The following is a 17,895-nucleotide window of genomic DNA, read 5'->3' as shown; positions in this document are numbered from 1 at the left end:
TTCCTCTTAAGACAGTATAAAACACTGCTTCAAACGTCAATTCAAGGCAGGATAAGGGTTAACACGCCGCTAAAGTAGTCAGGCACTCAACGTTTTCCTTTTTCTCTTTCCATTAATTAAGAATAACAAATTTAGTTTAAATTCAATAAATTAACAAAGAATTTTGCGCTAAAGCACATTTCCAGAGCAATAAGCTTGCCATTTGACCTGTATCAGCTTTCCCGATAAGTTGGAAATCCGCTGGAAGCTTTCTGGATGAGCAGCCTGCTCATCATATTTATGCAGTAATTGAGTTCCCCTCTTCACCGTATTAACTGATGCGAAAAGGACAAAAAAGGGGGCGAATGCGAGGTAAGCGTATGAAACGCAAACCCCGTCGCCATGCTCTTTCTGTGCCCGTGCGCAGCGGTTCGGTAGTGGGGTTCCCGCAGAGCCTGGGGGAGGTTCACGATATGTTGTACGATAAATCCCTTGAGAGGGATAACTGTGGTTTCGGCCTGATCGCCCACATAGAAGGCGAACCTAGCCACAAGGTAGTGCGTACTGCAATACACGCACTGGCTCGTATGCAGCACCGTGGCGCGATTCTCGCTGATGGTAAAACTGGTGACGGTTGCGGCCTGCTGTTACAAAAACCGGATCGCTTTTTTCGTATCGTTGCGCAGGAACGCGGCTGGCGTTTAGCGAAAAACTACGCCGTCGGGATGATCTTCCTGAATAAAGATCCTGAACTCGCCGCCGCCGCACGCCGCGTCGTTGAAGAAGAGCTACAACGCGAAACCTTGTCGATTGTCGGCTGGCGTGATGTCCCTACCAACGAAGGTGTACTGGGTGAAATCGCCCTCTCCTCGCTGCCGCGCATTGAGCAAATTTTTGTGAACGCCCCGGCAGGCTGGCGTCCGCGCGATATGGAGCGCCGTCTGTTTATCGCCCGTCGCCGCATCGAAAAACGTCTCGAAGCCGATAAAGACTTCTACGTCTGTAGCCTGTCGAATCTGGTCAACATCTATAAAGGTCTGTGTATGCCGGCGGATTTGCCGCGCTTTTACCTGGATCTTGCGGATCTGCGTCTGGAATCTGCTATCTGCCTGTTCCATCAACGCTTCTCCACCAACACCGTGCCACGCTGGCCGCTGGCGCAGCCGTTCCGCTATCTGGCGCACAACGGCGAAATCAACACTATCACCGGTAACCGTCAGTGGGCGCGCGCCCGTACTTATAAATTCCAGACGCCGCTGATCCCGGATTTGCACGACGCCGCACCCTTCGTCAACGAAACCGGCTCTGACTCCAGTTCAATGGATAACATGCTGGAACTGCTGCTGGCAGGCGGGATGGATATCATCCGCGCCATGCGTCTGTTAGTTCCACCAGCCTGGCAGAACAACCCGGATATGGATCCGGAACTGCGCGCGTTCTTCGATTTTAACTCCATGCATATGGAGCCGTGGGATGGCCCGGCGGGCATCGTGATGTCAGACGGTCGCTTCGCTGCCTGTAACCTCGACCGTAACGGTCTGCGTCCGGCGCGCTACGTCATCACCAAAGATAAGCTCATCACCTGCGCCTCTGAAGTCGGCATCTGGGATTATCAGCCTGACGAAGTGGTTGAAAAAGGCCGCGTGGGGCCGGGCGAACTGATGGTGATCGACACCCGCAGTGGGCGTATTCTGCACTCGGCAGAAACCGATGATGACCTGAAAAGCCGCCATCCATATAAAGAGTGGATGGAGAAAAACGTTCGCCGCCTGGTGCCGTTTGAAGACTTGCCCGATGAAGAAGTGGGTAGCCGTGAACTGGACGACGACACGCTTGCCAGCTACCAGAAACAGTTTAACTACAGCGCGGAAGAGCTGGACTCTGTGATCCGTGTGCTGGGCGAAAACGGTCAGGAAGCTGTCGGTTCGATGGGCGACGACACCCCATTCGCCGTGCTCTCCAGCCAGCCGCGCATTATTTACGACTACTTCCGCCAGCAGTTTGCTCAGGTCACTAATCCGCCAATCGACCCGCTGCGTGAAGCGCATGTTATGTCGCTCGCTACCAGCATCGGGCGCGAAATGAACGTCTTCTGTGAAGCCGAAGGCCAGGCACACCGTTTAAGCTTTAAATCGCCGATTCTGCTCTACTCCGATTTCAAACAGCTCACGACGATGAAAGAAGAGCACTACCGCGCAGATACCCTGGATATCACCTTTGACGCAACCAAAAACACGCTCGAAGCGACGGTCAAAGAGCTGTGCGATAAAGCCGAAAAAATGGTGCGTAGCGGCACCGTGCTGCTGGTGCTTTCCGACCGGAATATCGCTAAAGATCGCCTGCCGGTTCCAGCCCCGATGGCGGTTGGCGCGATCCAGACCCGTCTGGTCGATCAAAGCCTGCGTTGCGACGCCAACATCATCGTCGAAACCGCCAGCGCCCGCGATCCACACCACTTCGCCGTGTTGCTGGGCTTCGGCGCGACGGCTATTTATCCGTACCTTGCCTATGAAACACTGGGTCGCCTGGTTGACACCCACGCGATTGCCAAAAATTATCGTACTGTGATGCTCAACTACCGTAACGGCATCAACAAAGGCTTGTACAAAATCATGTCCAAGATGGGCATCTCCACCATCGCCTCTTACCGCTGCTCGAAACTGTTTGAGGCGGTCGGTCTGCACGATGATGTTGTGAGCCTGTGCTTCCAGGGCGCGGTCAGCCGCATTGGCGGGGCAGGCTTCGAAGACTTCCAGCAGGATCTGCTGAATCTGTCAAAACGAGCCTGGCTGGCGCGTAAGCCCATCAGCCAGGGCGGCCTGCTGAAATATGTGCATGGCGGCGAATACCACGCCTACAATCCAGACGTCGTGCGCACGCTGCAGCAGGCGGTACAGAGCGGCGAGTACAGCGACTATCAGGAATACGCGAAGCTGGTTAACGAGCGCCCGGCAACAACGCTGCGCGATCTGCTGGCAATTACGCCGGGTGAAAACGCGGTCAACATTGCTGATGTTGAACCGGCAAGCGAACTGTTTAAACGCTTCGATACCGCTGCGATGTCTATCGGCGCGTTAAGCCCGGAAGCCCACGAGGCACTGGCGGAAGCGATGAACAGCATCGGCGGCAACTCCAACTCCGGTGAAGGGGGTGAAGATCCGGCGCGCTACGGCACCAACAAAGTCTCGCGCATTAAACAGGTCGCTTCCGGTCGCTTCGGCGTCACTCCGGCGTATCTGGTCAATGCCGACGTGATTCAGATTAAAGTCGCTCAGGGCGCGAAGCCGGGCGAAGGCGGTCAGTTGCCGGGCGATAAAGTCACTCCTTACATCGCCAAACTGCGCTATTCCGTACCCGGCGTAACGTTGATCTCCCCGCCACCGCACCACGATATCTACTCTATCGAGGACTTAGCGCAGCTTATTTTCGACCTGAAACAGGTTAACCCGAAAGCGATGATCTCCGTGAAGCTGGTGTCTGAGCCGGGCGTTGGCACTATCGCCACCGGCGTGGCGAAAGCCTATGCGGACTTGATCACCATCGCAGGCTATGACGGCGGCACTGGAGCAAGTCCACTTTCGTCGGTGAAATACGCAGGCTGCCCGTGGGAGCTGGGGCTTGTTGAAACCCAACAGGCGCTGGTTGCCAACGGCTTGCGTCATAAGATCCGTTTGCAGGTTGATGGCGGTCTGAAAACCGGCGTCGATATCATCAAAGCAGCCATCCTCGGCGCGGAAAGTTTCGGTTTCGGCACTGGCCCAATGGTGGCGCTCGGCTGTAAATATCTGCGTATTTGCCATCTGAACAACTGCGCCACCGGCGTGGCAACTCAGGACGAAAAACTGCGTAAAAATCACTACCACGGCCTGCCGTTCAAGGTGACGAATTACTTTGAATTTATCGCCCGTGAAACCCGCGAGCTGATGGCACAGCTGGGCGTAACGCGTCTGGTGGATCTGATTGGTCGCACCGACCTGCTGAAAGAGCTGGACGGTTTCACCGCCAAACAGCAAAAACTGGCGCTATCGAAGCTGCTGGAGACTGCCGAGCCGCATCCTGGTAAGGCGCTCTACTGCACCGAAAACAACCCGCCGTTCGATAACGGTCTGCTGAACGCGCAGTTGCTGCAACAGGCGAAACCGTTTGTCGATGAGCGTCAGAGTAAAACCTTCTGGTTCGATATTCGTAACACCGACCGTTCCGTGGGCGCATCGCTTTCAGGTTATATCGCCCAGACGCACGGCGATCAGGGGCTGGCTGCCGATCCGATTAAAGCGTACTTCAACGGCACCGCAGGCCAGAGTTTCGGCGTGTGGAACGCGGGCGGCGTGGAGCTGTATCTGACGGGCGATGCCAACGACTATGTCGGTAAAGGCATGGCGGGCGGCTTAATCGCCATTCGTCCTCCGGTTGGCTCGGCCTTCCGCAGCCACGAGGCGAGCATTATCGGCAACACTTGCCTGTATGGCGCGACCGGCGGTCGTCTGTATGCCGCTGGCCGCGCGGGTGAACGTTTTGGCGTGCGTAACTCCGGTGCGATTACCGTGGTAGAAGGCATTGGCGACAACGGCTGTGAATACATGACGGGTGGTATCGTCTGTATTCTGGGTAAAACCGGTGTTAACTTCGGTGCGGGCATGACCGGCGGCTTCGCTTACGTTCTCGACGAAAGTGGTGATTTCCGCAAACGCGTTAACCCGGAACTGGTCGAGGTCTTAAACGTTGACTCTCTGGCGATCCATGAAGAGCATCTGCGTGGTCTTATCACTGAGCATGTGCAGCATACCGGTTCTCAGCGTGGCGAAGAGATTCTGGCGAACTGGTCAATCTTCGCCACTAAATTTGCGCTGGTTAAACCGAAGTCCAGTGATGTAAAAGCACTGCTGGGGCACCGTAGTCGTAGCGCAGCAGAGTTGCGCGTGCAGGCGCAGTAAGGGGTAGCAACAATGAGTCAGAATGTTTATCAATTTATCGACCTGCAGCGCGTTGATCCGCCAAAGAAACCGCTGAAGATCCGCAAAATTGAGTTTGTTGAAATTTACGAGCCGTTTTCCGAAGGCCAGGCCAAAGCGCAGGCTGACCGCTGCCTGTCGTGCGGCAACCCATACTGCGAGTGGAAATGCCCGGTACACAACTACATCCCGAACTGGCTGAAGCTCGCCAACGAGGGACGTATTTTTGAAGCGGCAGAACTGTCGCATCAAACCAATACCCTGCCGGAAGTGTGTGGACGCGTTTGCCCGCAGGATCGTCTGTGCGAAGGTTCCTGTACCCTGAACGATGAGTTTGGCGCAGTGACCATCGGCAATATTGAGCGTTATATCAATGATAAAGCGTTCGAAATGGGCTGGCGTCCGGATATGTCCGGCGTGAAGCAGACGGGTAAAAAAGTGGCGATTATCGGCGCAGGCCCGGCAGGTCTGGCGTGTGCGGATGTCCTGACACGCAACGGTGTCAAAGCTGTCGTCTTCGACCGTCACCCGGAAATCGGCGGCCTGCTGACCTTCGGTATTCCGGCTTTCAAGCTGGAAAAAGAGGTAATGACGCGCCGCCGTGAAATCTTCACCGGCATGGGTATTGAATTCAAACTCAATACCGAAGTGGGCCGCGACGTACAGCTTGACGATCTGCTGAGTGATTACGATGCCGTGTTCCTTGGCGTCGGCACTTATCAGTCCATGCGCGGCGGACTGGAAAACGAAGACGCCGATGGCGTGTACGCGGCGCTGCCGTTCCTCATCGCCAACACCAAACAGTTAATGGGCTTTGGCGAAACCCGCGACGAACCGTTCGTCAGCATGGAAGGCAAACGCGTGGTGGTACTTGGCGGTGGCGATACCGCGATGGACTGCGTGCGGACTTCCGTGCGCCAGGGTGCTAAGCACGTTACCTGTGCCTATCGTCGTGATGAAGAGAACATGCCGGGTTCCCGCCGCGAAGTGAAAAACGCGCGGGAAGAAGGCGTAGAGTTCAAATTCAACGTCCAGCCGCTGGGTATTGAAGTGAATGGCAACGGTAAAGTCAGCGGCGTGAAAATGGTGCGCACCGAAATGGGCGAACCGGACGCTAAAGGCCGTCGCCGCGCAGAGATCGTGGCAGGTTCCGAACATATCGTTCCGGCAGATGCGGTGATCATGGCGTTTGGTTTCCGCCCGCACAGCATGGAATGGCTGGCAGAACACAGCGTTGAGCTGGATTCACAGGGTCGCATTATCGCTCCGGAAGGTAACGAAAACGCTTTCCAAACCAGCAATCCGAAAATCTTTGCCGGTGGTGACATCGTGCGTGGTTCGGATCTGGTGGTGACCGCCATTGCCGAAGGTCGTAAGGCGGCAGACGGCATTATGAACTGGCTGGAAGTTTAAGCGAGGTAACAATAAATTCGCCAGACAGTGTCTGGCGAATTTATAAAACGAGCTATCCAACTAAATTTTAAGCCATTAACTCGGCCTTAACCTTCACTACCACCTTTTTAATCTCACCAGGTTCGCCGACAACGCATCCCGGTTTATGCGGTTCTCCTGGCATAAACACGGCGAACATTCCCGGTTTCAGGATGATGGCTTGCTCGTTCTCAATGGCGCTGCAAAGCTGGTAATCATCTTCATGGTGGAACTCTTCACACTGGCGCGCAGTACCTGCCATACCAAACAGAATCTGCTCCTCGCCGTTTAATAACAGCTGGATGTCAATGTACTGCTGGTGCAATTCGGCTTTTTTCTCAACGGGCGATTGAGTGTTAAACGTCATGACATTCATAAAGATATTGTCGCCCTGCAATTCGTAACGACCCGGCGCTTTTTCCTGCGGCCTGGCGGCTAATGCCAGCGTTAACGCGTCCAGTAGTGCTGGATGTAACCCGGCAGATGGTAACGACTGTACTTCACCCATCATCATAATTTTTCTCCCTGAGCCAACAACGCAGCCCCAAGTAAACCTGCATCATGGCGGTAGTGCGCCGCCAGTAACTCAACATGAAATGCCGCTGGCTCCTTAGCCAGATTCGTTTCCACCAGCGCCAGATACCCTTCCGCCAGCCCAACACTGCCGCCGAGCACCACACACTGGCAATCAGTCGTGGCTTTAACATCGGCAATCAGTCTTGCCAGCGCATGTGCGGAGCGATGAATCAGTTGCTGCGCCTGCTCGTCGCCCTGTCCGGCGCGCGTGAAAATGGTTTTCGCATCTGCGCCCATAAGTTCACCCTGCGCTGCCGCTGCAATGCCGCGACCAGAAGCAATCGCTTCCACGCAACCTGTGCGTCCACAGCCACAGACTGGCCCCTGCGGATCGGCAAGCGTATGCCCGATGTGCCCCGCCAGACCACCTGGGCCGGTAAGCAGTTTGCCGCCGCTCACTACGCCGCCGCCAACACCGGTGGAAACGGTGATAAACACCATATCGGTTATATCGCCTTCCAGCGCCTGATACTCCGCCCACGCTGCGGCCTGCGCATCGTTAATGGCAATGGTCGGCAAATCGGTAAGTTGTTCCAAAGTTTTGACTAACGGAAAATGTAGCAATCCACCGAGATTATGCGGATTCAGCGCCAGCAAGCTGCCATCGCGGATGATCCCGGTTGAAGCGATGGCAACCTGCTGCGCATGAGCTTGCAACGGGAAGACTAACGCGGCCAAGGCTTCACGCAAGGCTTCTGGTGTCTGGCTGGCAGGCGTAGGAAGTTCTCGGCGATCGCGGATCTGCCCATCAGCGCCAATCAGCGCGGCGGCAAGTTTAGTACCGCCGATATCAATCGCCAGTGTGGTCATAGCACCGCCTTTTTCATCGCTGTGTTGTACCACTGACAAATGTGTTCAAGACGCGTAATGGCAGAACCCACCGTTACCGCCCATGCGCCGTGGCGCATCGCATCCGCCGCCTGCGCTGGCGAGTTGTAACGTCCTTCGGCAATTACCCGACATCCGGCGTCGCTCAACGTTTTCACCAGCGCCAGATCCGGCTCTTCTGGCGTTACAGGCGTGGTATAGCCAGAAAGCGTAGTGCCAATAATTTCGGCTCCCAGCTTTTGGCATGCCAGGCCGTCTTCCGGCGTTGAGCAGTCGGTCATCGCCAGTAAACCGTGATGGTGAATACGTGCCAGCAGCGTTTCAACAGGCACCGGACGCGGTCGGTCGGTGCCGTCAATCGCGATAATGTCCGCGCCCGCCTGCGCCAGTGCATCAACATCTTCAATATAGGCTGTGATACGTACCGGAGAATCCTCCAGATCGCGTTTCACAATCCCGATAATCGGCACGCTCACCACCGCACGCGTGGCTTTCAGGTTTGCCACACCTTCTATGCGAATAGCAACCGCACCTGCCTGCTCTGCCGCTAATGCCATGGCAGCAACGATTTCGGGTTTATCGAGCGGGCTGTCCGGAACCGGCTGGCAGGAGACAATCAGTCCACCGTTAGCGGCGATTTTTTGATCCAGTTGTGCAAGTAACGACATACATCTTCCCTTAGCGAAAGACCCGGTACAGAGACCGGGCTACAGAATTAACTTTTGGTTTTGACTAAATCGTTTTTGGCGCTGCCAAACGGCACGGCACCGCTAAATGGTTTGCCGTCGATAGCGTCATGAGTCCGCAACGCTTCCGGGCGCAGCCAACGCTGAACGCGGGATGGCATATCCAGACCAATCAGCAAGATCACCACGAACGTCAGACTGAACGAGAGCGATCCCAGCGCAGTGCCCAGATCCAGACGTTGAGCGATCAACGCGCCGAGGATTGGAGCCAGTGCGCCGCCAAGTGCGCCGACGTTGTAGGTAAAGCCCAGCCCCGCTGCACGTTGGTCGGTATCGAAATAACCGCCGATCAGTTTTGGTAAGATCCCGGAGATGCCCTGACCAAGCATTTGCTGGAAGAACAGTAACAGACCGAGTACCCAGACGTTTGCGCCGCCAATCGCAAACACCGGAATAATCAGCAATTGTGAAGCTAACAGGCTACAAACGTAGGCTTTGCGCGTTCCCAGCCAGTCACCGAGGAAGCCACCGACGCAGCAACCCACCGCCGCACCAAAACCACTAAAGAACAACACATTGGCGACCGTATGTGGGTTATAAGCCAGCTCAGTTTTCAGATACGTCGGCAGCAGCGCCTGAATCGGCCATGAGTAGAGGAAAGCAAACAACACAACCACCATCAGCATCACACCGGTTGGCCAGCGTTTGCCCGTACTCTGTACCATAAAGCTGATAAAAATTGCGGCGCATAACAGCCCAAGAACAGCGACGATTGCGGCATTTTGCAGGTTGCCGGCAAAGCAGAACCACAGCGCAGTAGCTGCCGCCAGCGTCATCACGATATTGGCGATGCGATGTTCACCACGGTAAAGAATATCCACCATTGTGCGTACCGGTGCTTTACCCCCGTATTTCTCTTTCCAGTCTTCCGCTTCCGGGATATTTTTACGCAGCCAGAGAGCAAAGATGATCGGTAAGATGCCGATAAAGAACAGCGCACGCCAGCCCCAGATCGGAACCACCAGGCTGTAAACCTGAGCGGCAACGACAGCACCCACAGAGAAGCCGGAAATCAGAAAACCACTGGCTTTGTTACGTAGGTGTTTTGGCCAGCTTTCAATGACATAGGTGGCGCTGGAACCGTATTCTCCTGCCATCCCCATGCCGATCACCAGACGAGCGATAAACATAGTGATGTAGCCTGGCGCAAAGCCACAAGCCAGCGTCCCGACCGAGAAGAGAACGATACTGGTGACCATTGCCAGACGACGCCCGTAACGATCCCCCATAGCCCCAAGCATCAAGCCGCCGAACCAGCGTGAGATAAAGGCTGCGGAGATCAGACTTGCCGCCTGCACCGTCGTCAGCCCAAATTCACCTTGTACTTCGGTGAGTACCAGGGCAATTAAAACGAAATCAAAACCATCAAGTAGATATCCCAACCAGGCAGCGGAAAATGCTCGCCATTGTGCGCGGTTGAGATGGCGATACCACGGGATATTCTGGGTTGTAGTACTCATTGTGAGTCTCCCGCGATGGGCGTTGCCCACACGCTTTGGTATGAAAGTTGTAGGGTACAGATGCGTTTATTTCCCCTCACCCGGTAGGGGCGAGTGAGGGGAAAAACTCACCCGCGCTCTTGCATCAACTGCTGAGCCAGCGCCTTCAGTTCTGGCAGATATTTTTCATCCACCGGACCAAACGGTTTGCGGCACAGCGGAACGGACACCACATCCATATAGTGAAGAACTGTTTTCAGGCCACGGAATACGCCTGTTTTAATCAGCAAATCAATGACTTTGTTGCACTCGGTTTGCAGTTTCTGCGCGGTTTGAATATCGCCCTCTTTCAACGCCTTAACGATGCCCTGATAACGCCAGCCCATGATGTTGTAGGTACTACCGATACCACCATCAGCGCCCGCCAGCAGGCCGGAAGCAAAGATTTCGTCGTAACCGTTGTAGAGCACCAGATCAGGATGTTCACGACGGATCTGCTCCATCTGATAGAGATCGCCAGAGGTCTGTTTCAGCGCCCCGACACCCGGCAACGTAACCAGAGTGTTGATCTGATCCAGGGTCAGTTTAACGCCGCTTAACGCCGGAATGTTGTACACCACCATCGGCAAACCATCCGCTGAATCAATGATTGCCCGATAGTGATCGCAGTGTTCTTCAAAGCTGAAAGGATAGTAGAACGGCGTAACGGCAGAGACGGCATCAAAGCCATAACGTTTAGCGGATGCCGCAAGTTGTTGGCTTTCAGCAGTGCTGACGCAACCTACGTGAGCGATTAATTTAATCTTGCCTTTCGCCTCTTCCGCGACGATTTCCAGTACCTGTTCACGCTCGGAAAGGCTCTGCACAAAGGCTTCGCCGGTTGAACCACCTACGTATAAGCCGTCGATGCCCTGCTGAATATTGAACTGAACCAGGCGGCGCAGACTCGCTTTATCCAGTGCTTGTTGTTGGTCAAAAGGAGTCAGGAGTGCGGCCATTACGCCACGTAAATTTGTTGCCATAAATACCTCTGAAGTGATGCTTGCCTGTTAAAAACGATATACCTTTATACCTGTTATACCAGATCAAATAAGCAACACATCATACAGAACGCTTATAATGCGATCTGCTTCACTAAAGTGGCATTATTTTTTTTTGTTAGTGGTTTGACCGAAGGCGTGCCAGGTGGCAGAAACGCTGTTGAGGTGCGATTGCAATGCGCGATCGGCTTCATCGGGATCGTGACGACGGATCGCATCAACGATCGCAATATGCTGCTGATAACTAACGTTGTTATGCTCGTGCAGCGCCTGATCGGCGACTGTCGGACGGGCGGCGATCAGCCAGTCGAGCAGAGCAACGTGGATCGCCATAAAGATCGGGTTCCCAGGGATCTCTGCCAGCACACGGTGGAAATCAACATCTGAACGAATAAACGCGGCGTTGTTATCCAGCGACTGACTGTTGATTTCCAGTGCTTTGGCCAGCAAATCAATTTGTTCATCGGTGGCATGTTCAGCCGCATAGCGCACCAGGCTGGACTCAAAGAACAGACGTAACTGTTCGAAATGGGCTATCCCGCCAGGATGGGAAAGAAAATCTTTTGCCATGCCGGAAAGCTCGCCGATGATGGTGTCCGCAGAAGGACGCGAGACACGAGCGCGTTCACCATTATTAATTTGTACCAGACCTTTGCGCTTTAACGCCGCCAACGCTTCACGTACCGAAGGACGCCCAACGTTAAAGAACGCCATAAGTTCGCGTTCAGATGGCAGTTGCTCACCTTCGCCAAATTCACGACGGCGGATCATCTGCTCCAGCTCTTCCTCCACCATTTCGGAGAGTTTTTTGCGCGCCAGTGGACGACGACGCAAGTTACGACCGATAGTAGCCGGAGAATCTTCTGCTTGCGGATCAAATGCGTTCATAGAGCTCTTTCTGGGAAAATATGTTGACGGATAATAGCGAAGTTATCGTAACACAGTATTAAAATCAGGCGAAAAGAAGGTAGATAGCAAAACAGGCCACATGGGCCTGTTTATCATTTATTTCACAACCCGCAATGCCGGGCGTCCACCGCGTGGAGGCTGTGGCGGTTCATCGTCAGGATGATGGTCATCATCGTGATCGGGCTTATCGCCATCAATAACCGACATAACGGTTTCATTATCTGCCGACGCTTCATCATCATTCATGATACTGGCATCTTCATCGTAGGCAGCTTCAGGCTCGAACATTGTTCCTGCGCCATTTTCGCGGGCGTAGATAGCCAGCACGGCAGCCAGCGGTACTGAAACCTGACGCGGAATGCCACCAAAGCGCGCGTTAAAACGCACTTCATCATTCGCCAGTTCCAGATTGCCAACCGCACGCGGCGCAATGTTGAGTACGATTTGCCCATCACGTGCATATTCCATAGGAACCTGCACGCCAGGGAGCGTCACATCCACCACCAGGTGCGGCGTGAGCTGGTTATCCAGCAACCACTCATAGAATGCACGCAGCAGATAGGGACGACGTGGTGTTAGCTGTGACAAATCCATACAGATTAACTCCGGCCCAGACGCATTTCACGTTCTGCTTCAGTTAAAGAAGCAAGGAAAGAGTCACGCTCAAAGACGCGGGTCATATAGCCTTTCAGCTCTTTCGCACCCGGGCCGCTAAACTCGATGCCCAGTTGCGGCAGACGCCACAGCAGCGGAGCAAGGTAGCAATCGACCAGGCTGAACTCATCGCTCAGGAAGTACGGCTTCTGACCGAAGACCGGCGCAATCGCCAGCAGTTCTTCGCGCAGTTGCTTACGTGCGGCATCGGCTTCAGAGGCTGAACCGTTGATGATGGTGTTCATCAGCGTGTACCAGTCTTTTTCGATACGGTGCATGTACAGACGGCTTTCACCGCGAGCTACCGGGTAAACAGGCATCAGTGGCGGATGCGGGAAACGCTCATCCAGATATTCCATAATGATGCGAGATTCCCACAGGGTCAGTTCACGATCCACCAGGGTCGGAACGCTCTGATTCGGGTTGAGGTCAATCAGATCCTGAGGCGGATTGTCCTTTTCCACGTGTTCGATCTCGAAACTTACACCTTTCTCAGCCAGCACAATGCGGACCTGATGGCTATAGATGTCAGTAGGACCGGAAAACAGCGTCATTACCGAACGTTTGTTGGCAGCGACAGCCATGAAAACCTCCAGGTATAGTCAGAATTTTTACTGCTACCAGCCACCAGGTGGCCAGTCAGAAGTTATGTTACCCAGTAAGGAACGACTCTCTTTGTTCGAAAATCAAACAAAAAATGAGCAATACCCGACATTTGGGCAGAAAATTGGATGATAGTTTACCAGATTTTGCGACCTTTGTGGTAAGTCGATACCAGAAATGGGGAAAAAGAGATGCGCTTTAGTCTGAAATGGTTGACTTAATCCCTTATCGGCGATGTTGTTTTTGTTTTACCTGCCTGTCAGGCGGTAGCAAAAAGCACCTTTCCATTTTTACGCTGATTCAGATTTTAGCCATAAAAAAACCCGCCGAAGCGGGTTTTTTTCGCAAATTGTATTCTGCCGGAGCAGAAAGCAATTAACGTTTGGAGAACTGCGGACGACGACGTGCTTTACGCAGACCGACTTTCTTACGTTCAACCTGACGAGCGTCACGAGTAACGAAGCCAGCTTTACGCAGTTCAGAACGCAGGGACTCGTCGTACTCCATCAGAGCGCGGGTGATACCGTGACGGATCGCACCAGCCTGACCAGAGATACCACCACCTTTAACGGTGATGTACAGATCCAGTTTCTCAACCATGTCGACCAGTTCCAGCGGCTGACGAACTACCATGCGGGCAGTTTCACGACCGAAGTACTGTTCCAGAGAACGTTGGTTGATAACGATTTTGCCGTTGCCCGGTTTGATGAAAACGCGAGCTGCGGAACTTTTGCGGCGACCAGTGCCGTAGTATTGATTTTCAGCCATTGCCTATAATCCCGATTAGATGTCAAGAACTTGCGGTTGCTGTGCCGCGTGGTTGTGCTCGTTACCCGCGTAAACTTTCAGTTTACGGAACATAGCACGACCCAGCGGGCCTTTTGGCAACATGCCTTTAACCGCGATTTCAATCACACGCTCAGGACGGCGAGCAATCATCTCTTCAAAGGTCGCTTGTTTGATACCACCGATGTGACCGGTGTGATGATAGTACACTTTGTCAGTACGCTTGTTGCCGGTTACAGCAACTTTGTCAGCGTTCAGAACGATGATGTAATCACCAGTATCTACGTGCGGAGTGTATTCCGCTTTATGCTTACCGCGCAGGCGCAGAGCCAGTTCGGAAGCCAGACGGCCCAGAGTTTTACCGGTCGCGTCAACAACATACCAGTCGCGTTTTACGGTTTCTGGTTTAGCTGTAAAAGTTTTCATTAAAAGCTTACCCAATAAATAGTTACACGTTGGTGAACACCCAAACGTCTTCAATTGTTGAGGTTCACACGACAAAGTCCGGCAAACCTACCCCTTCGAATAGCCTATGCCAGCACACAAAAAGTTTTGGGAAAAAAACTTTCTTGTAACGTGGGGTCGCAAGATTATAGAGAAGTCGGGGTCAAAGATCGACCCCTTTTTGTGATTTGTGACAGGTTTTAACCCGCCAAATGCTCGCGCTTCAAATACTCTTCGCTTTGCATCTCTTGCAGACGTGACAGGCAACGCTGGAACTCAAACTTCAGCCGCTCGCCCTGATAAATCTCATACAAAGGTACTTCCGCGCTCACCACCAGCTTGACATGGCGCTCGTAAAATTCATCCACCAGCGCAATGAAACGCCGCGCTTCACTCTCCATCAACCGCGTCATGACGGGCACATCAAACAACATCACCGTGTGAAACAGACGTGAGAGCGCAATATAGTCATGCTGGCTGCGGGCATCAACGCACAGCGTGGTAAATGACACCGCCAGCGTCTGGTTTTCTACGCCCATCGTCGCCAGCGGTCGATGATTGATTTCCAGCGTAGGGGCTTGTTCTCGTTTTGCACCTGCCAGCGCCAGCCACAGCTTATCCATCTGCTCACGCGTTTCATCATTAAGCGGCGACAGCCACAGATGCGCCTGAGTAAGGGTACGCAGCCGATAATCAACACCGGCGTCCACGTTCATAACATCACAATACTGTTTAATGGCATCAATTGCAGGAAGAAAACGCGCACGTTGCAGGCCATTGCGATAAAGCTCATCCGGTGGAATATTTGACGTCGCCACCAGCGTTATGCCGCGAGCAAACAATGCTTTCATCAGGCCACCCAGCAGCATGGCGTCGGTAATATCAGAAACAAAAAATTCATCAAAACAGAGCACGTCAGTTTCTGCTTTGAAACGATCAGCAATAATTTCCAGCGGATCGCTCTGCCCTTGCAATGCGGTTAATTCTTCATGCACCCGCAGCATAAAACGGTGAAAATGCAGCCGCTGTTTTCGCTCCCCAGGCAAACTTTGATAGAAAAGATCCATCAACCAGGTTTTTCCGCGCCCTACACCGCCCCACATATATAAGCCACGCACCGGCGCGTTGCTTGTATCTTCGCGCTTACCCCACAGCTTACCGACCCGTGCCATTAGCCCGTTAGCCCTGGCGACTGGCGGCGTGCTGTTGATTAATTCCTGGTAGATAATCTCCAGCCGACTGACGGCCTCTTTTTGTACGTCGTCGGGTTGATGGCTACCTTCATTGAGCGCCTTCAGGTATTGCGATGTTGGGGTAACGCTTTGCATGATGTTCTTGTTATTCCTTGAATAATCGGTGTGCCGTTGTTCACGGTTGACGAAAAAAAGGCCGTTCTACACTACGCGATATGCAGTCGGGATTCCACTTCTGTGGAATTAACGGTTATAGTGGCATAATCAGCCGCAGGCATGGAGCCTGAAGCCAACACCCTACGGAAACAAAAGACAACGGGAGATGTTCATGACCTGGGAATATGCGCTAATTGGGTTAGTCGTCGGCATCATTATTGGTGCTGTGGCCATGCGTTTTGGTAATCGTAAACTGCGCCAGCAACAGGCGTTGCAGTACGAACTTGAAAAAAATAAAGCTGAACTGGACGAGTATCGCGAAGAGCTGGTTAACCACTTTGCCCGCAGCGCGGAATTACTGGATACTATGGCGCACGACTATCGCCAGCTGTATCAACACATGGCGAAAAGCTCCAGCAGCCTGCTGCCGGAACTGTCTGCTGAAGCCAACCCGTTCCGCAATCGTCTGGCAGAATCTGAAGCCAGCAACGATCAGGCTCCGGTGCAGATGCCGCGTGACTATTCTGAAGGCGCATCCGGCCTGTTACGTACCGGCGCGAAGCGCGACTAATTTATTTTGCGGGCGCAGCCATTGCGCCCTCCTCTTCTCTTCTTCCCCCGACTATCATTTAATCTGGTGTCTCATTGTTTACCATCTGAAAATTCAATAACATCAAACTGTTTTGAATCTCTTTTTCTTATCATTCAGGTACGAGAGCAGGAATAATGAAAAAGCAAACCCAGCTGTTGAGTGCATTAGCGTTAAGTGTCGGGTTAACTCTCTCGGCGCCGTTTCAGGCCATCGCATCGATTCCCGGCCAGGTTGCCGGTCAAGCGCCACTGCCCAGTCTGGCGCCGATGCTGGAAAAAGTGCTTCCCGCAGTGGTCAGTGTTCGAGTCGAAGGAACCGCCAGCCAGGAGCAGAAAATTCCGGAAGAATTCAAAAAGTTTTTTGGTGATGATTTACCGGATCAGCCAGCGCAACCCTTCGAAGGTTTAGGTTCCGGCGTCATAATCAATGCCAATAAAGGTTATGTGCTGACCAACAATCACGTCATTAATCAGGCACAGAAAATCAGTATTCAGCTCAATGACGGGCGTGAGTTTGATGCGAAGCTGATTGGCGGTGATGAGCAGAGCGATATTGCCCTGTTGCAAATTCAGAATCCCGGCAAATTAACGCAAATTGCCATTGCCGACTCCGATAAACTGCGCGTCGGTGATTTTGCCGTCGCGGTCGGCAACCCGTTTGGTCTTGGGCAAACCGCCACCTCCGGGATTGTTTCCGCATTAGGCCGCAGCGGGTTAAATCTCGAAGGTCTGGAAAACTTTATTCAGACCGATGCCTCTATTAACCGTGGTAACTCCGGCGGTGCACTGTTAAACCTTAACGGTGAATTAATTGGCATCAACACCGCAATCCTTGCCCCGGGCGGCGGTAGCGTAGGAATTGGTTTTGCCATTCCGAGTAATATGGCGCGTACCCTGGCGCAGCAACTTATCGACTTTGGTGAAATCAAACGCGGCCTGTTAGGCATTAAAGGCACCGAAATGAGTGCCGATATCGCCAAAGCATTTAATTTAGACGTTCAGCGCGGCGCGTTTGTCAGCGAAGTGCTGCCAGGTTCTGGCTCGGCAAAAGCAGGCGTGAAAGCAGGCGATATTATTACCAGTCTCAACGGCAAACCGCTGAATAGCTTTGCTGAGTTGCGTTCCCGTATCGCGACCACCGAGCCGGGCACGAAAGTGAAACTCGGCCTGCTGCGTAACGGCAAACCGCTGGAAGTAGAAGTGACGCTCGATACCAGCACCTCATCGTCAGCCAGTGCCGAGATGATCACACCTGCGCTGGAAGGCGCGACGTTGAGTGACGGTCAGCTAAAAGATGGCGGCAAAGGTATTAAGATCGATGAGGTTGTCAAAGGAAGCCCCGCCGCTCAGGCTGGCTTGCAAAAAGATGATGTGATCATTGGCGTCAACCGCGATCGGGTGAATTCGATCGCTGAAATGCGCAAAGTGCTGGCGACAAAACCGGCCATCATCGCCCTGCAGATCGTACGTGGCAATGAGAGCATTTACCTGCTAATGCGTTAATGTCGTAAACCGGGCATCAGGCTGACGTGTGATGTCCGGTTAACTCGTGGTATGCTGCTGCCGTT

General features: G+C 53.3%; 15 protein-coding genes. 4 read left to right on the top strand and 11 right to left on the bottom strand.

All coding sequences use genetic code 11. The features are described 5' to 3' along the window. Positions 1 to 452: 452 nt before the first annotated feature. Positions 453 to 4,913, top strand: a complete 4,461-nt coding sequence (gene gltB / locus A7Z29_RS16715) for a glutamate synthase large subunit (protein ID WP_032226595.1) — start codon at positions 453 to 455, stop codon at positions 4,911 to 4,913. A gap of 12 nt (positions 4,914 to 4,925) precedes the next feature. Then, positions 4,926 to 6,344 (top strand): glutamate synthase subunit GltD, encoded by a 1,419-nt coding sequence (gene gltD / locus A7Z29_RS16710; RefSeq protein ID WP_000081675.1) that lies wholly within the window; start codon positions 4,926 to 4,928, stop codon positions 6,342 to 6,344. Between the two features lie 67 nt (positions 6,345 to 6,411). Here gltD and nanQ read toward each other — a convergent pair whose 3' ends face one another. The 11 genes from nanQ to zapE all read right to left on the bottom strand — a co-directional run bounded on the left by nanQ (position 6,412) and on the right by zapE (position 15,715). Next, positions 6,412 to 6,876, bottom strand: coding sequence for an N-acetylneuraminate anomerase (gene nanQ / locus A7Z29_RS16705; protein ID WP_105290500.1), 465 nt, complete (start codon positions 6,874 to 6,876; stop codon positions 6,412 to 6,414). After that, positions 6,873 to 7,748 (bottom strand): N-acetylmannosamine kinase, encoded by an 876-nt coding sequence (gene nanK / locus A7Z29_RS16700; RefSeq protein ID WP_105290499.1) that lies wholly within the window; start codon positions 7,746 to 7,748, stop codon positions 6,873 to 6,875. The genes nanQ and nanK overlap by 4 nt, the downstream gene beginning before the upstream one ends. Beyond that, complete coding sequence (locus tag A7Z29_RS16695; RefSeq protein WP_000054234.1) at positions 7,745 to 8,434, bottom strand: N-acetylmannosamine-6-phosphate 2-epimerase; 690 nt, start codon at positions 8,432 to 8,434, stop codon at positions 7,745 to 7,747. Before A7Z29_RS16695 ends, nanK begins: the two co-directional genes overlap by 4 nt. 47 nt (positions 8,435 to 8,481) lie before the next feature. After that, positions 8,482 to 9,972 (bottom strand): sialic acid transporter NanT, encoded by a 1,491-nt coding sequence (nanT, locus tag A7Z29_RS16690; RefSeq protein ID WP_105290498.1) that lies wholly within the window; start codon positions 9,970 to 9,972, stop codon positions 8,482 to 8,484. Positions 9,973 to 10,079: 107 nt separating this feature from the next. Then, positions 10,080 to 10,973, bottom strand: a complete 894-nt coding sequence (gene nanA, locus A7Z29_RS16685) for an N-acetylneuraminate lyase (RefSeq protein WP_000224714.1) — start codon at positions 10,971 to 10,973, stop codon at positions 10,080 to 10,082. A gap of 123 nt (positions 10,974 to 11,096) precedes the next feature. Next, complete coding sequence (nanR, locus tag A7Z29_RS16680) at positions 11,097 to 11,879, bottom strand: transcriptional regulator NanR (RefSeq protein ID WP_000990910.1); 783 nt, start codon at positions 11,877 to 11,879, stop codon at positions 11,097 to 11,099. A 117-nt stretch (positions 11,880 to 11,996) separates the two neighbouring features. Further along, positions 11,997 to 12,494, bottom strand: a complete 498-nt coding sequence (sspB, locus tag A7Z29_RS16675; protein WP_000366123.1) for a ClpXP protease specificity-enhancing factor — start codon at positions 12,492 to 12,494, stop codon at positions 11,997 to 11,999. A 5-nt stretch (positions 12,495 to 12,499) separates the two neighbouring features. Continuing rightward, on the bottom strand, positions 12,500 to 13,138 hold the full coding sequence (gene sspA, locus A7Z29_RS16670; protein ID WP_000257293.1) for a stringent starvation protein SspA: 639 nt from the start codon (positions 13,136 to 13,138) through the stop codon (positions 12,500 to 12,502). Positions 13,139 to 13,532: 394 nt separating this feature from the next. Continuing rightward, positions 13,533 to 13,925: a 30S ribosomal protein S9 gene (rpsI, locus tag A7Z29_RS16660; RefSeq protein WP_000829818.1), complete on the bottom strand. Its 393-nt coding sequence runs from the start codon at positions 13,923 to 13,925 to the stop codon at positions 13,533 to 13,535. A 15-nt stretch (positions 13,926 to 13,940) separates the two neighbouring features. Then, positions 13,941 to 14,369 carry a 50S ribosomal protein L13 gene (gene rplM, locus A7Z29_RS16655; RefSeq protein WP_001517180.1) on the bottom strand — a complete coding sequence of 143 codons (429 nt, stop codon included), beginning with the start codon at positions 14,367 to 14,369 and terminating at the stop codon, positions 13,941 to 13,943. 218 nt (positions 14,370 to 14,587) lie between these two features. Beyond that, positions 14,588 to 15,715: a cell division protein ZapE gene (gene zapE, locus A7Z29_RS16650; RefSeq protein WP_032226564.1), complete on the bottom strand. Its 1,128-nt coding sequence runs from the start codon at positions 15,713 to 15,715 to the stop codon at positions 14,588 to 14,590. A gap of 193 nt (positions 15,716 to 15,908) precedes the next feature. Here zapE and zapG point away from each other — a divergent pair, with 193 nt between their 5' ends. After that, positions 15,909 to 16,307, top strand: coding sequence for a Z-ring associated protein ZapG (gene zapG / locus A7Z29_RS16645; protein ID WP_010345273.1), 399 nt, complete (start codon positions 15,909 to 15,911; stop codon positions 16,305 to 16,307). 155 nt (positions 16,308 to 16,462) lie between these two features. Then, positions 16,463 to 17,830: a serine endoprotease DegQ gene (degQ, locus tag A7Z29_RS16640; protein ID WP_000745039.1), complete on the top strand. Its 1,368-nt coding sequence runs from the start codon at positions 16,463 to 16,465 to the stop codon at positions 17,828 to 17,830. Positions 17,831 to 17,895: the final 65 nt, after the last annotated feature.

Origin of the sequence: Escherichia sp. MOD1-EC6842 (assembly GCF_002965705.1) — a bacterium.
In the GTDB taxonomy this organism is placed as follows: domain Bacteria; phylum Pseudomonadota; class Gammaproteobacteria; order Enterobacterales; family Enterobacteriaceae; genus Escherichia; species Escherichia ruysiae.
The sequence above is the reverse complement of the archived record's forward strand: the minus strand, read 5'-3'. Positions and strand labels throughout refer to the sequence as shown.